We start from the raw sequence: 15,811 nt of genomic DNA on the forward strand, positions 1-15,811 counted from the left end.
CCTCATCTCTTTTTCTGATATTATTATATTTTACAAATACTGTATTACCATTGTCATCTTTGCAGATGATGCTTCTTCATTTTTGTAACGGTGGGGCTGTGATGCATCAAAATACAACGCATCATCTTTTTCCAGAATATAATCCTTTTCATTCAGAGAAATCGTTATTTTACCATCTGTCAAGACAAGATATTCAAAACTGTTGGCGCAATGTCCTACTGAAGTATGGTCACAGCCTGCATCCATCTCAATCTGGTATACTTCGAAATTTCGTTCTGCATTTTTCGGATAATAGTTATATATATGGTATTTTCCTTCCGATATCTCTGACCGTTCCTTTTTCTTCACATAAACTGCCCGGGGTTCTTCCATCTCCAGCAGACTGGTATAAGGAAGACTAAGTGCACTGGTTAGTTTCCAGATCGTATTTATCGTTGGATTTGAATCTCCTTTTTCAATTTGGGAAATAATTACCTTGCTGACGCCTGCACGTTCTGCCAGCTGTCCCTGACTCAGATTTTGCTCCTCACGTAATTTTTTCAAATTATATGCAATAATTTCTCCGATTTCCATATATACTCCAAAATTTTATTTTCTATATTGTAAAATATATTTCACGGTGTTATAATATTCCTCAGTTAATTATATTTTACATTATGTTTATTTTGTTTTCAAGGAGATTTTTATGAGAATTAAAGCACTGAAAGTCGCCTTTCCACAGACGATTCCGATCTTTACCGGATTCTGGTTCCTGGGAATGGCGTATGGCATCTACATGAATGCATCGGGTTTTTCTTTTGTCTACCCTTTATGCATGAGTCTCCTGATCTATGGTGGTTCGTTAGAGTTCGTTGCTGTGGAAATGCTGCTGTCCCCCTTTGCACCACTACAAACATTTATCATGGCGTTACTGATCCAGGCACGGCACCTGTTCTACGGTCTGTCTATGCTGGACAAGTTCAAAGGTCTCGGCTGGAAAAAATATTATCTGATCTTCGGCATGTGTGATGAGACATTTTCTATTAATTGTTCTGCTGATATTCCAGAAGATGTAGACCGGGGATGGTTCTATTTCTGGGTTACCCTGCTGAATCAGTTCTACTGGTCCGCAGCTGCCACCACAGGCGGTATCGTAGGCTCTCTTTTAAAGATCGATACCTCTGGCATCAGTTTTGTCATGACCGCCATGTTCGTGGTCATCTTTCTGGAGCAGTGGCTGAAGGAAAAGGAGCACAGTGCTTCCCTGATCGGGCTGACTGTTTCTGTCCTGTGCCTGATAGTCTTCGGACCGGATTCCTTTATGGTTCCGACTATGGCATTGATTGTCGGACTGCTTACACTGCTTCGCAAACCACTGGAGAAAAAGGAGGTTTTACAGAAATGACACTTGCGCAGCAGATTATCACGATTGGTCTGTGTGTCCTTGGCACTATGACTACACGCTTTCTCCCATTTATGATCTTCAATGAACATCGCAAGACACCGGAATTTATACAGTATCTTGGGAAGTATCTGCCATCTGCAGTCTTTGGCATGCTGGTCATCTACTGTCTGAAAAATGTCAGTGTATTCCATGGCAGCCATGGCATTCCGGAACTGATCTCTATTCTTGTCACCGGCGGGCTGCATATCTGGAAACGCCAGATGCTCATCTCCATTGCGGGTGGGACTATTTGTTATATGCTGCTGATGCAGTTTGTGTTTTAACGTATTCAGGGCGGTGAAGAGTTTCTTCACCGCCCTGTTTTCGTCTTCTTAGAAAAAGTCTTCCCAGCCGCCATTCTCGCTGTTATTCTGTCTCAGACTGAGTCTCGCTTTCTGTTTCTTCGGCTGCACTCTCTGTCTCTGATGCTGCTTCGCTATCTGTTTCAGACTCGATATCAGTATCGGCAGCGTCATCCGTTCCTTCTTCTGTTTCAGCTTCTGTTGACTTTAATGTAATGATATCATCAAAAGTAACAGTATCCCATACCTTTTCATCAATATCAAAGGAATCTGTTGCCCAGCCTTCCAGAACACTGTTCAGTAATTCCTGTTTTCTGTCGTTTATAATCTCTTCCTTCTTCTGATCCGTAGCTTCGCGGTCAAATGTACTTACCATCTGTACTACATAGAATCCGTTTTCACCTTCCACCGGTTCTGCTGCAATCTCACCATCTGACAGGGTATCTGCCACATTTTTCAGATTCTCATTCAGTGTCTCTTCATCTGCTCCGTAAGAATAATCGGTAACACTCTTATTCTCATCTACTGCTTTTACAGCATCTTCCAGTGTTTCTCCGCCAAGTACTGCATCGATGACACTCTGGGCAGTCTCTCTTGTCTCTTTCTTTTCCGCGCTTTCTTCTGTCTCAGCTTCTGTTGCTTCCTCGGTATCATTCTCAGAAACTGCTTCGCTGGCGTCCTCTGTACCATTTTCGGAAACTGCTTCACTTGTTTCTTCTGCTGCGGTCTCTGTCTCAGATACGGTTTCACTTTCGGTTTCTGCTACAATTTCACCAGACTCTTCGGCTGCATCTGTGACAGCTTCGGTAGTATCTTCTTCACTTCCGCTCTCTGCTTCTGTGGTATCTTCTGCCTCGCTTTCCGTCTCCGGAATGGTGAAATATACATACTGGATACTTTTCTGTGCCGCTTCATCGTCAGATACTTCGGTATCTACATCCGCTTCAATGGCGGTCTGCATCTTGCTCTGAATAGTATATAATGTAAGTACTCTGGTTACTGTCTCTTCCGTCGCTGCCAGTGCCTTTAACACATCTTTGCTGTTCTCGGCAAGGAATTCTTTGGCAGTTTCTTCGATCGCTGCTTTTTCTTCATCTGTCAGTTCTACGTTATAATCACTCATATGCTGTTCCATGAGTATCATATCCTTCAGATCATTCATGACACTTTCTTTCATGGTAACACCATATGCCTGTCCGCTTCCGGTCAGATCCTGCTGAAAAACATTAGAGCCTTCTCCAAATAATGCTCCCAGATATCCCTGGGTCTTCGCCTGATTATAACGAAGCATAAATTCTGCTTCTCCCAGCGTAATCTCCGCATCTCCCATCTTGGCAACTGTCTTACCTGTTGAAGAAGAACATCCTGTCAGCAGCCCCATCGTCATCGTTGCACACACGCCTGCAGCCAGAATTCTTTTTCCATATCTACTCATTATGATTCTCCTTTATATCTCATATTAATGGGGAAACCCCCCGGGAAATCGCATTTCGTGATTATCTTCTTTAGTATAGCTCTTTTTTCGCTGTACCGCAATGACTTTATTCCTTACTCATTACAGGTATTTCCTAATTTTAGTATACAGAATGAGTGTCTCACGAAAATACAACATGATCATTCGTACGTAAAAATCAGGAAATCCCCCCAATATCTTCGATCATCTCCCTTGTCAGCTCCAGCACATCCCTGTTATCTTTCGCAGACTTCCTTGGCTTGGTATACAGGAAGTACGGATTTGCCTCTATGACAAACTTCATCTTCCCCTGATACTTCTGAATCATCTGCTCGATTCGCTTTGGATCTGCCTGAGTCTTCTCATACATTACAAGCTTGATAAAATCTCCTTTCTGAGTCACTTCTGTGATAAATGCCCGGTGTGCTTCTGCCTTTAATTCTGCGATGGACAACAGATTCTGCACGGCTCTTGGCGGTTCTCCAAAACGATCCAGCAGTTCTTCCAACATATCGTCGTATTCTTCCCTGGATTCAATCATGGCTATCCTCTTGTAAATATCCAGTTTCTGATATTCATTGCGGATATATTTATCCGGAATATACGCATCGATATCCAGATCCATTACTGTCTCATATTTTTCCTGAATCTGCTGTTCGCCTTTCAGTTCCCGTACAGATTCATTGAGCATCTTGCAGTACAGATCATATCCTACTGCTTCCATATGTCCATGCTGAGCCTCTCCCAGCAGATTGCCAGCACCTCGGATCTCCAGATCCCGCATGGCTATCTTGAAACCGCTTCCCAGCTCAGTAAATTCACGGATCGCAGACAACCGTTTTTCCGCCACTTCTTTCAGCATCTTATTCCGCCGGTACATCAGAAATGCATAGGCGGTCCGGTTGGAACGTCCCACGCGTCCCCTGAGCTGATAGAGCTGGGACAGTCCCATATTGTCTGCATCATGAATGATCATGGTATTTACATTGGAAATATCCAGTCCAGTCTCAATAATCGTTGTAGATACCAGAACGTCAATATCTCCATTAATAAAGTCATACATGATCCGCTCCAGTTCCCTTTCCTTCATCTGCCCGTGAGCGAATGCCACATTTGCTTCCGGCACCAACTTCGCAATGGTATTACTCATCTCCACAATGGTATTGACCCGGTTGTATACATAATAAACCTGTCCGCCCCGGTTCAGTTCTCTGCTGATTGCCTCCCGGATCATTTCTTCATTATATTCCATCACATAAGTCTGGATCTCCTGCCGTTCATTCGGTGCCTCCTCCAGCACACTCATATCCCGGATACCGATCAGGCTCATATGCAGAGTACGCGGAATCGGCGTAGCTGTCAGCGTCAGCACGTCGATATTGTTTTTCATCTGCTTGATCTTCTCTTTGTGAGTTACTCCAAAACGCTGTTCCTCATCCACAATCAGCAGTCCCAGATCCTTGAATACCACATCCTTGGATAACACACGATGTGTACCGATCAGTATATCCACAGTTCCTTTTTTCAGATCCCCCAGTGTTTTCTTTTGCTCAGCTGCTGTACGGAAACGACAGAGAAGATCCACCCGCACCGGAAAATCCTTCATCCGCTGCACAAAGGTATTATAATGCTGCTGCGCCAGAATTGTGGTCGGCACCAGATATACCACCTGCTTATCTTCCTGCACTGCCTTAAATGCAGCACGAATGGCAACCTCCGTTTTGCCAAATCCCACGTCTCCACAGATCAGCCGGTCCATAATCTTCGTACTTTCCATATCCTTTTTCGTATCGGCAATTGCCTGAAGCTGATCGTCTGTCTCTTCAAAACGAAACATCTCTTCAAATTCTCTCTGCCATACCGTATCCGGTCCGTACACAAATCCCTGCTTCTCCTGTCTTGCAGCATAGAGCTTCACCAAATCCTGTGCCACAATCTGCACTGCCTTGTGCACTCTTGTCTTAGTCTTATTCCATTCCTGTCCACCAAGCTTATTCAGCTTTGGCGGCTTCGCATCAGCCCCTGCATACTTCTGAATCACATCCGACTGAGTTGCCAGCACATACAGATTGCTTCCTCCGCTGTATTCAATCTTCATGTAATCTTTGGTAACTTTGTCCACTTCAATCTTCTCTATACCACGATAGATCCCGAGCCCATGACTTTCGTGAACGACAAAATCTCCCACTTTCAGATCTGTAAAGCTCTGTATTTTCTGTCCTTCATAAGTATGATGCTTCTTCCGCTTTTTCTTCTCCCTGCCGAACATATCACTCTCTGTCAGCACCGCAAATCGAATCAGCGGATATTCATACCCATGGTGAAGATTTCCTTCTGTCACCAGAATCTCTCCCGGCAGAATCTCACGGTCTCTGTCTGCCGTATAGAAGCTGTTCAGTTCATACTCCTGAAGATCCTGTGCCAGGCGCATGGCTCTCGTTCTGGATGGGGATAACAATGCAACCCGGTACCCGGACTTTTTCCACTTCTGCAGATCCTTTACCAGCTGTTCAAAACTGTTATGATAAGAATTCACCGACCGGACAGTCATGCTGTACGTCCCCGATATGCTCCATTCATCCCTTGGCGCATCCATGATACAAAGCCCCAGACAGTTCCTGCGGTTCAGACTTCCTATCGTCTCCATACAGCCATATAAAAGCCGTGTCTGCCCCGGCAGCACATATCCTTTATTTAACCGATTCTCCATACTCTGGGAAAACTCATTTTCCACTGAAGTCCCTTCCTGACTGATCCGGTTTGGCTCATCCAGACAGATCAGTGCATCCCCGCTCATATAATCGATAAAAGACACTGTATTTTTATAAAAATACGGAACCAGATTGTCCAGTCCTGTGCGTTCCTTTCTGTCAATCAGCTTCTCCCGGATTTCTCCTGTCAGAGTCTTCACCTGAAATGCTTCTTCTGTATGCATCGCATCTCTGAAAAATACTTCCTGTTTTTTTCCTTCTGCCTCTATTATCTTCATGGCCGATGCTGCCTGCGCTTCACTGACCAGAACCTCATTGGCCGGATAAATGCGGATATACTCCAGATTCTCAATAGATCTCTGGCTTAAGATATCAAAACTGCGAATGGAATCAATCTCATCCCCCCATAACTCAATACGCACCGGATTCTCTTCTGTCAGTGGATACAGATCCACGATTCCACCACGGATTGCAAACTGTCCCACACTTTCCACCTGCGGCATTTTTTCATATCCCATTTCCACAAGCTGTGCCGACAGCTCCGCAAAGTCAATACTGCTGTCATTCCGAAACTCCAGTACACGTTCTCTGATATAATCCAGGGGAAGAATCTTTTCCATACACGCCGGAAGTGTCGTCACCACTGTCACATTCTCTTCTTCCATCAGTGCCCGCAGTACTGCCATTCTCTGCATTCCGATCTGATGACTCTGTATATCTGCACTGTAAAACATCAGATCCCTTGCCGGATACAACAGTACTTTTCGGTCAAAAAAACGGTAATTTTCATAGATCTCTCTGGCTCTGAGATCACTGTAAGTAATAATCAGCCTCTGATGATACTTCTCACCAAGACAGTACATAAAATGCGACTTCTGGGATTCAATGCACCCGGACACCTGTAAAACACCTTGATTCTTTTTTAACCGTTCCCGTATCTGTTCATATTCTTCCAGATTCTCCAGCGGGGCTGTGAAAGCTCTCATATCTTATACCTTCCTGTTATATTCATTCATTGCCTTTTCAATTTCTCCGCCAACCATCATGGCAGCCGCCTTCGCCGCCCGGTCTTTGGCATCTTCTATCTCAAGTTTGTCATCCCCGGTAAAATGTCCCAGCACATAGTCTGCCAGATCGTATCCCACCGGCTTTTCGCCTACACCTACCTTGATGCGCAGAAATTCCTGGCCGCCAAGATGCTGTATGATGCTCTTAATACCATTATGACCGCCTGCGCTTCCCTTTAATCGTATGCGCAGCTGTCCGGGATTCAGACTAATGTCGTCATAAATAATAATCAGTTCACTGGTTTCATCGATTTTATAAAAATCCACCAGTTCCCGGATACTTTCCCCGCTGAGATTCATATACGTCTGTGGTTTTGCCAGAATTACCTTCTGTCCTTCTATGATCCCCTTTCCGATTAATGCCTTGTGTTTTTTCGTATCTACATCAATCCGGTACATATCTGCCAGCACATCAATGGTATCAAATCCCACATTGTGTCTGGTATGGGCATATTCCCTGCCCGGATTTCCCAGTCCTGCTATGATAAACATATCTCATTCTCCTCTTCATTAGCCATTTGGAATACAGTATATCATATTTTTCAAAAATATTTCAAAAAAAGAATCCTGCCACTTTCGTGACAGGATCTGCTACTGTTCACCACGTTCGCAAAACATACTTGCGTAACAGCTGCTATGAACAGTATCGTAATTTCTCTCTTTCCCTTTCAGATTTTATTCTTCAGCTTCCTCTGTGGTTGCTTCATACTTTTCCAGAATAATGCGCTGAATCTTCTCTCTTGTTGCAGAATTAATCGGATGGGCTATATCCTTATACTCTCCGTCTGATGCCTTTCTGCTTGGCATTGCGATGAACAGCCCTTTCTCTCCTTCGATCACTTTGATATCATGTACTACAAATTCATCATCTATAGTAATAGATACTACCGCTTTCATCTTTCCTTCCTTTGCTACTCTGCGAACTCTTACATCTGTGATAACCATAAATACTTTTCCTCTCATTTTCCTTGCTTTTGTATCTCAAAAAACGACACTACATGATATAACGTTCGTTTTTTTCAACCACAATCTTTATCTTCTCTTTCCCAATAAAAGAAGAATTCGCCCGTATCGTACCTCTGCTTTCCACAATACAGTTTTCAATATGTGTATGATCTCCGATATACACGTCATTGAGAATAATGGAGTTCTTAATGGTGCAGTCATTTCCCACAAACACTTTCTTGAACAGCACACTGTTCTCCACGACTCCGTTAATAATACAGCCGGATGATATCAGACTGTTTTTCACTTCTGTTCCAGGATTATATTTTGCCGGCGGAAGATCCTCAATTCTGGAATATACATTGGGATACTGCCGGAAAAAATACTCACGGATCTCTGGCTTCAGAAAGTCCATATTCGTCTGATAATAGGCTTCCACTGTAGAAATATTTCTCCAGTAAGACTGTAACGGATAAGCATACATTCGCTTCAGTCCACGGTATTTTACAAGAATATCTTTTACAAAATCATACTGATTCTGTTCCTGAGCCTTTTCCACCAATTCAATCAGAAGTCTCCGGCGTACTACATAAATTCCGGTAGAAATCATGCTTCCATGGGCATTCTCCGGCTTTTCTTCAAATTCTGTGATCTTTCCATCTGAATTCATCTTTACCACGCCAAAACGGGTAATGTCGTCTCCCTGAGGGAGTTCACTGCATACCACGGTAATATCCGCTTTTTTCTCAATATGGTATTCCAGCACCTTTCCGTAATCCAGCTTATATACACCGTCACCGGATGCAATCACTACATACGGCTCATGACAGTTCTTCAGAAAATCCAGATTCTGGGCTATGGCATCTGCCGTCCCTCTGTACCAGGAATTATTCTCTACGGTAATGGTTGGCGTAAATACATACAACCCTCCCTGCTTCCGTCCAAAATCCCACCACTTGGATGAACTGAGATGTTCATTCAGGGATCTGGAATTGTACTGGGTCAGAACTGCCACCTTCTGTACCCCGGAATTGGTCATATTACTCAGTGAAAAATCAATGCTCCGGTAACTTCCTGCCACAGGCATGGCCGCAATTGCTCTTTTATGTGATAACTCATGCATCTTTTCATTGTTGCCGCCGGCTAAAATAATTCCTACTGCCCTCATGCTTCGCCACCATCCTTTATAATTGATCCGCCGCTCTCTAATATGCCGTCAGGATAATCCGCAGCTTCTGTTTTTCCGATAATTGCTGTATTCTTTCCGATCTTCACTCCATCCGGAATGATACTGTCCTCTCCGATCGTTACCAGACCTCCCGTATAGACATCTGGCTTGTAATGGTTGATCTTTTCTTCTCCCACACCGAGCACTGCACCGGCACCTATCACAGTATTCTCCGCAATAATTGCTTTCTCGACTACCGCACCTTCTCCAATCACGGTGCCCTTCATAATGATCGAATTCTTTACTACGGCACCTTTTTTTATCGTAACACCTGCACCGATAATGGAATTCTCCACTTCTCCGCAGATCTCTGTACCATCTCCGATGATACATCTCAGGATCTTCGCATCCTCTGAAATATACTGTGGCGGTATAATATCTCCGCTGGTATAGATCTTCCAGAACTCCTCATACAGGTTAAACTCCGGAATGATGTCAATCAGTTCCATATTCGCTTCCCAGTAAGAACTTAAAGTTCCCACATCCTTCCAGTAGCCGTTATACTCATAAGCTACCAGCTTCTCGCCCTTTTGCTGACAGTATGGAATGATATGTTTTCCAAAATCGCAGCCCGGTACATCTTTGTTGGCAAGCAGGGCTTCCTTTAATATACTCCATGTAAATATGTAGATTCCCATAGATGCCAGGTTACTCTTCGGCTCCTTTGGCTTCTCCTGGAATTCGGTAATCTGGCTGGTCTCATCCGTTACTACCACACCGAACCGGCTGGCTTCCTCCCACGGAACCGGCATCACTGCCAGACTGACTGCCGCCTGACTTGCCTTATGAAAGTTCAACATGACTTCATAATCCATCTTATAAATATGATCTCCCCCAAGAATCAGTACATATTCCGGGTGAAACATTTCTATGTAGTTCAGATTCTGATAAATGGCATTGGCCGTTCCTGTATACCATTCTGTGTCTTCCGGCTTCTCATATGGTGGAAGAATGCTGACACCTCCCACATTCCGGTCAAGATCCCACGGAATTCCAATACCGATGTGTGTATTCAGCCGAAGTGGCTGATACTGTGTCAGCACTCCTACTGTGTCCACTCCTGAATTGATGCAATTGCTCAACGGAAAATCAATAATACGGTACTTTCCGCCAAAAGCAACGGCTGGCTTTGCAACTTTTGATGTCAATACTCCGAGACGGCTTCCCTGACCGCCTGCCAGAAGCATGGCAATCATTTCTTTCTTAATCACCCTATCACCTCTTGCTGTTATTTTACGATGTCCCTCACAGGGATAATTTGTATTGTTATTATAACACAGCATTTTCAATTAGTGAACATTTTTTACAATAAATCTATTTTTTTCTATGTTCATTTATATATTTCGTCTTTCTTTTTTTTCGTAATTTTTCGCATCCTGTCGTTTTATACTCATTTTTTGTACTTTCGCGCTAAAATATATTGATTATTTTTGTTGATTTTATACTATTTCCCTGCCTGCACTTTCTTTTTTTATGGAAGTGCGGTATGATAAGGTTAATATTTTTATTTCTAATAAAAGGAGATTTTCTAATGTATAGAATAGATTTTCAGTCACCGGTTCATGTCCATTTTATCGGAATCGGCGGCATTAGTATGAGCGGTCTTGCTGCCATCCTTCTGGATCGCGGATTCTCTGTATCCGGATCTGACCGCAGCGAATCTGACCTGACCAAATGGCTTACTGCATCCGGCGCAAAGATTTTCTACGGACAGTGCGCTTCTAATATAGAAGACAGTGTCGATCTGGTTGTATACACCGCAGCCATTCACCCGGACAATCCAGAATACGCCGAAGCAGTCAGAAGAGGTATTCCTATGCTGACACGTGCAGAGCTTCTTGGGCAGCTTATGACCAATTATCAGCTTCCGATTGCCATATCCGGCACGCACGGAAAAACGACTACAACCTCCATGGTTTCCCACATTCTGCTGGCTGCTGATACCGATCCTACCATTTCCGTGGGTGGTATTCTTCCTGCAATCCACGGTAATATCCGTGTGGGTGCCGACCGCATTTTTGTCACAGAAGCCTGTGAATATACCAACAGTTTCCTAGACTTTTTTCCTAAAATCAGCATTATCCTGAATATTGATGCTGACCATCTGGATTTCTTCAAAGATCTGGATGATATCCGTCATTCTTTCCGCCTGTTTGCGGAAAAACTGCCATCCGACGGCATCCTGATTATCAACAAAGCTATTACAAATGTAGAAGCCATCACTGAGGGACTTCCATGCAAGATTATATACTATGATATGGACAGTACTTCCGGTGCAGATTACTATGCCGCCAATATTTCCTATGACGCGATGGCATGTGGTTCTTTTGATCTGATGCATGGATCTGAAAATATGGGACATTTTGTACTGCATGTTCCGGGAGAACATAATGTGGATAACGCCATTGCTGCACTGGCGCTGGCACACTTGATTGAGGTTCCGGTTACTGCCATGCAGAAGGGTCTGGATCAGTTTGGCGGAACCGAACGACGTTTTCAGCACAAGGGCGAAATCGGCGGAGTTACCATCGTTGACGATTATGCACACCACCCAACAGAGATCCGTGCCACACTTCATGCTGCACAGAACTGTGCCCACAAGACTTTATGGTGTGTATTCCAGCCACATACATATACCAGAACCAAAGCTCTGATGGATGATTTTGCATCCGCACTGGCTCTGGCTGACAAAGTAGTTCTTGCAGATATCTATGCAGCCAGAGAAACCGATACACTGGGCATCAGTTCCCGTACTTTGCAGCAAAAGCTCCTGGATCTGGGATGTGAGGCTTACTACTTCCCGTCCTTTGACGAGATCGAGACCTTCTTATTAGAAAATTGTTCAAACGGTGATTTGTTGATAACTATGGGCGCCGGAGATATTGTAAAAGTGGGAGAAAAGCTGTTAGGTCAATAATTATCCACATTATCCACATGTTTATACACAGTTTTGTGTATGTGAACATGTGGATTTTTTTTCTTCTTTCTACCTTTCGACAAATTTCAACACACCTCGACTTTTCCTTTTAAATACAATGTTTTTTCGACTTTCAGAATTTTTTATACAATTCAGACAGCTTTTTATATCCACATTATCCACATTATCCACACGCATTGTTCACAACTCCCGGTTGCAAAACTCTTTATTTTCTTTTCAAAAAAGCTGTGCTATACTATGTGAACCGGGAGTCCGGCATCTGCGCTAATGCGTTACGTGTTGCCTGTACCTCCCTGCAATCAACAATTCTCAACGATAATTTTCTGGCAGGTGAAAAAAGTGATTCTACATAAATATGCTGTAAACGACTACACACTGGTTCAAAACCAGTTTATTGACAATTACATGATTTCCGCGAATGGAGAATTCGTCAAAGTATACCTTTATCTGCTTCGCTGTTCTACCAGTGATATGGAGCTGACGATTTCTTCTATTGCAGATGCGCTGAATCATACTGAGAATGATGTGAAGCGTGCCCTTTCCTACTGGGAACGCCTTCATATTCTGCAGCTTACTTACGATCCTGCCGGTACTCTGACCGATATTACTTTTGTGGAAAGTCAGAATATGGAATCCATCCACCAGAGCAGGCTGAATCAGTATGCTTCTTCGCTTGCTGATCTGCAGAATTCCCCTGCCAAGCTGACAGTCTCTGCTGACCGCAAGAAGGAACTGGCATCCCAGGAGGAAGTGAAACAGTTACTGTACATTGCAGAACAGTACCTTGCCAAGCAGCTCAGCAGCACAGAAGTGAACCACATTCTCTATTTTTATGATGAGCTTCACTTCTCTTCTGATTTGATCGAATACCTGATTGAGTACTGTGTTTCCAAAGGCAAACGCAGTATCAACTATATCCGGAAGGTGGCTCTGGAATGGGCCGCCCGTGGAGTTACCACGGTAAAAGAAGCAAAAGAAGACAGCAATTTCTATCACAGAGACTATTATACGATCCTGAATGCTTTCGGCATCCGTGGACGGGGACCCGGAAAGACAGAGGCTGATTTTATGGCATCCTGGTTCCAGGAGTATGGCTTTACCACTGATATTATTCTGGAGGCGGTGAACCGTACCATTAACCGTATCCATACACCGAGTTTTGAATATGCAGACCGTATTCTGCAGGACTGGAAGTCCAGGGGCGTGCGCCATGTTTCTGATATCCAGCAGCTTCCAAAGCCTGCTTCCCAGCCCAAACGCTCTTCCGTTTCTTCCGGCAAGAACGCAGGGAATTTCGGTTTCCCACAGAGAAATTATGATTTTGACAAGCTGGAACAGCAGCTTCTGGACTGTTAAGGAGGACTTATGGCACTGAATAATTCACAATATGATGCTATCATGCGTGATTACCAGAGACTTCAGTCTCAGCACCGTCACGAACAGGATGACCGCATTCAGGAAGCGTATGGGCGTTTCCCACGTTTATCAGAGATCCATGCTCTGATTGCCTCTGAGAGCGTTGCCTGTGGGAAAGCTCTTCTGAACGGGGACAATCAGGCCCTTGACCGCCTGAAGTTACACATTCAGAAGCTGGGAACGGAGCGTGCCTCCATTCTTCAGAAGGGAGGATATCCTGCTGATTATCTGGAGCTTACGTATACCTGTCCATATTGCCATGATACCGGGTATATTGATAACCAGAAGTGTCAGTGCTTTAAGAAGGCAGAAATTGATCTGCTGTATACCCAGTCGAATCTCCAGGGTATTCTGGAAGAAGAGAATTTTTCCACTTTTTCTTATGACTATTATTCTGATGATATCCGGGATGCTTCCGGTAAGTCATCTCTGGAACGTATTCATCGTGTAACAGAGATCTGCCACCGGTTTATCCGTGAGTTTGACCAGACTTTTTCCAATCTGTTCTTCTATGGCGATACCGGTGTGGGCAAGACGTTTCTCTCTCACTGTATTGCCAAAGAACTGTTGGATACTACCCATTCCGTGATATATTTTTCCGCACAGGAACTTTTTCAGAATTTTGCTGACAAACGTTTTAACCGAAATGGAGAGACTACAGATTCCACAGAGCATATCTACGACTGTGATCTCCTGATTATTGACGATCTGGGAACCGAACTGACTAACGCCTTTGTGAACTCGGAACTTTTTTCCTGTATTAACGAACGTCTGATTAATCAGAAATCCACGATCATATCCACGAATCTTCCGCTGGAGTCTTTCGCTTCGGTTTACTCCGAGCGTATCTTTTCCCGCATCTCCAACGGCTATACTATGCTGAAGCTTTTCGGAAAGGATATCCGCGTACAGAAAAAAGTCCAAAGGCTTTCTGCCAAAAGGTCTTGAATTAATAAATGATTCTACTTATACTAAAGGTAAGACTGACCATAAAATGTCTGAACCATTATGATAAAATAATTTTGGAGGATGAAATATGCAGGCAGAATTTTGTAATCTTGATTCTATCCCTGTTGGCCCACTGGGTATTATCCCAATGGCCAGCTGCAGTGAACTTGGAAAGAAGGTAGACAAACATCTTGTTTCCTGGAGACATGAAAGAGAGCATGCACAGAAGCGAACCGTTGCCTTAAAAGAATATGAAAAAGAAAGTTATGTGATCAATGCAAAAGTTCCGAGGTTTGGCTCCGGTGAAGCGAAGGGTATCATCACAGAATCCGTCAGAGGTGATGACTTGTATATTCTGGTAGATGTCTGCAATTACAGCCTGACTTACTCTCTGAGCGGACACACCAATCATATGTCACCGGACGACCACTATCAGGATCTGAAGCGTATCATTGCAGCTGCAGAAGGAAAAGCAAAGAGAATTAATGTTATTATGCCTTTCTTATATGAAGGACGTCAGCATAAGAGAAACGGACGTGAATCTCTGGACTGTGCTCTGGCTCTTCAGGAGCTTACCAAAATGGGTGTGGATAACATCATTACCTTCGATGCCCACGACCCACGTGTACAGAACGCTATCCCTCTTCACGGATTTGAGACAGTTCAGCCTGTATATCAGTTTATCAAAGGATTTTTCAAAGCTGCTCCTGGTCTTCATATTGACAAGGACAGCATGATGATCATCAGCCCGGACGAAGGCGGTATGGGACGTGCGATCTATATGGCCAATGTACTCGGACTGGATATGGGTATGTTCTACAAGCGTCGTGATTATTCCAAGATCATTGATGGTCGTAACCCGATCGTAGCACATGAATTCCTTGGCTCCAACGTAGCCGGTAAGGATATGGTTATTGTAGATGATATGATCTCTTCCGGAGACAGCATCCTGGAAGTTGCCGCAGAATTAAAAGAACTGAAAGCCAACCGCATCTTCCTCTGCTCTACCTTTGGTCTTTTCACCAACGGCATCGAGAAGTTCGATAAAGCATATGAAGAAGGCGTATTCGATTACCTGCTGACCACGAACCTGATATATCAGACACCGGAACTGCTGTCCCGTTCTTACTATACAAGCTGTGATCTGAGTAAATATCTTGCCTACATTATTGATACACTGAATCATGACGAATCCATCAGCCATCTGCTGAATCCACTGGATCGTATCAACAGATTCCTTGCCAAGAATAATAAATAAAAGGCGTGTATGTCTCGGGATTTTGGCATATTCATGCCAAAACACCTTGCGGGATAGTGCGTTCTGAACAATTACTAAAAGGCTTCAAAAAAGTGCCGGAACATAACAGATTCGTTATGTTC

13 protein-coding genes are annotated in these 15,811 nt (G+C 43.9%); 6 read left to right on the forward strand and 7 right to left on the reverse strand.

Annotated elements, in window-relative coordinates:
- Window positions 1-30: 30 nt before the first annotated feature.
- On the reverse strand, window positions 31-573 hold the full coding sequence (locus tag H8716_RS03335) for a helix-turn-helix domain-containing protein (RefSeq protein ID WP_249307085.1): 543 nt from the start codon (window positions 571-573) through the stop codon (window positions 31-33).
- A gap of 112 nt (window positions 574-685) precedes the next feature.
- On the opposite strand from H8716_RS03335, the gene H8716_RS03340 reads away from it, so the two are divergent.
- Together H8716_RS03340 and H8716_RS03345 are read left to right on the forward strand one after the other, a co-directional pair.
- The gene (locus tag H8716_RS03340) at window positions 686-1,384 is read left to right on the forward strand and encodes an AzlC family ABC transporter permease (RefSeq protein WP_249307086.1); all 699 of its coding nucleotides are present in this window, start codon (window positions 686-688) and stop codon (window positions 1,382-1,384) included.
- Window positions 1,381-1,707, forward strand: a complete 327-nt coding sequence (locus H8716_RS03345; RefSeq protein ID WP_249307087.1) for a branched-chain amino acid transporter permease — start codon at window positions 1,381-1,383, stop codon at window positions 1,705-1,707. The genes H8716_RS03340 and H8716_RS03345 overlap by 4 nt, the downstream gene beginning before the upstream one ends.
- A gap of 82 nt (window positions 1,708-1,789) precedes the next feature.
- Here H8716_RS03345 and H8716_RS03350 read toward each other — a convergent pair whose 3' ends face one another.
- From H8716_RS03350 to H8716_RS03375, 6 genes are all read right to left on the reverse strand, one after another.
- The gene (locus tag H8716_RS03350) at window positions 1,790-3,160 is read right to left on the reverse strand and encodes a peptidylprolyl isomerase (protein WP_249307088.1); all 1,371 of its coding nucleotides are present in this window, start codon (window positions 3,158-3,160) and stop codon (window positions 1,790-1,792) included.
- A gap of 196 nt (window positions 3,161-3,356) precedes the next feature.
- On the reverse strand, window positions 3,357-6,875 hold the full coding sequence (gene mfd, locus H8716_RS03355) for a transcription-repair coupling factor (protein ID WP_249307089.1): 3,519 nt from the start codon (window positions 6,873-6,875) through the stop codon (window positions 3,357-3,359).
- Between the two features lie 3 nt (window positions 6,876-6,878).
- Window positions 6,879-7,448 carry an aminoacyl-tRNA hydrolase gene (pth, locus tag H8716_RS03360; protein WP_249307090.1) on the reverse strand — a complete coding sequence of 190 codons (570 nt, stop codon included), beginning with the start codon at window positions 7,446-7,448 and terminating at the stop codon, window positions 6,879-6,881.
- A gap of 183 nt (window positions 7,449-7,631) precedes the next feature.
- On the reverse strand, window positions 7,632-7,901 hold the full coding sequence (spoVG, locus tag H8716_RS03365; RefSeq protein WP_249307091.1) for a septation regulator SpoVG: 270 nt from the start codon (window positions 7,899-7,901) through the stop codon (window positions 7,632-7,634).
- Window positions 7,902-7,950: 49 nt separating this feature from the next.
- Window positions 7,951-9,069, reverse strand: coding sequence for a glucose-1-phosphate adenylyltransferase subunit GlgD (gene glgD, locus H8716_RS03370; protein ID WP_249307092.1), 1,119 nt, complete (start codon window positions 9,067-9,069; stop codon window positions 7,951-7,953).
- Complete coding sequence (locus H8716_RS03375; RefSeq protein WP_249307093.1) at window positions 9,066-10,340, reverse strand: glucose-1-phosphate adenylyltransferase; 1,275 nt, start codon at window positions 10,338-10,340, stop codon at window positions 9,066-9,068. The genes glgD and H8716_RS03375 overlap by 4 nt, the downstream gene beginning before the upstream one ends.
- A gap of 320 nt (window positions 10,341-10,660) precedes the next feature.
- Between H8716_RS03375 and murC the strand changes: the two genes are divergently transcribed.
- The 4 genes from murC to H8716_RS03395 all read left to right on the forward strand — a co-directional run bounded on the left by murC (window position 10,661) and on the right by H8716_RS03395 (window position 15,689).
- Entirely contained in the window at window positions 10,661-12,046 is a 1,386-nt protein-coding gene (murC, locus tag H8716_RS03380) for a UDP-N-acetylmuramate--L-alanine ligase (protein ID WP_249307094.1), read from the forward strand.
- A 360-nt stretch (window positions 12,047-12,406) separates the two neighbouring features.
- Entirely contained in the window at window positions 12,407-13,423 is a 1,017-nt protein-coding gene (locus H8716_RS03385) for a DnaD domain protein (protein ID WP_249307095.1), read from the forward strand.
- Between the two features lie 9 nt (window positions 13,424-13,432).
- A complete protein-coding gene (locus H8716_RS03390) occupies window positions 13,433-14,431 on the forward strand; it encodes an ATP-binding protein (protein ID WP_249307096.1) in 999 nt (332 codons plus the stop codon).
- Between the two features lie 88 nt (window positions 14,432-14,519).
- The gene (locus H8716_RS03395) at window positions 14,520-15,689 is read left to right on the forward strand and encodes a ribose-phosphate pyrophosphokinase (RefSeq protein WP_249307097.1); all 1,170 of its coding nucleotides are present in this window, start codon (window positions 14,520-14,522) and stop codon (window positions 15,687-15,689) included.
- Window positions 15,690-15,811 lie beyond the last annotated feature (122 nt).

It is taken from the genome of Jingyaoa shaoxingensis (assembly GCF_014385005.1).
Classification (GTDB): Bacteria; Bacillota; Clostridia; order Lachnospirales; family Lachnospiraceae; genus Marvinbryantia; species Marvinbryantia shaoxingensis.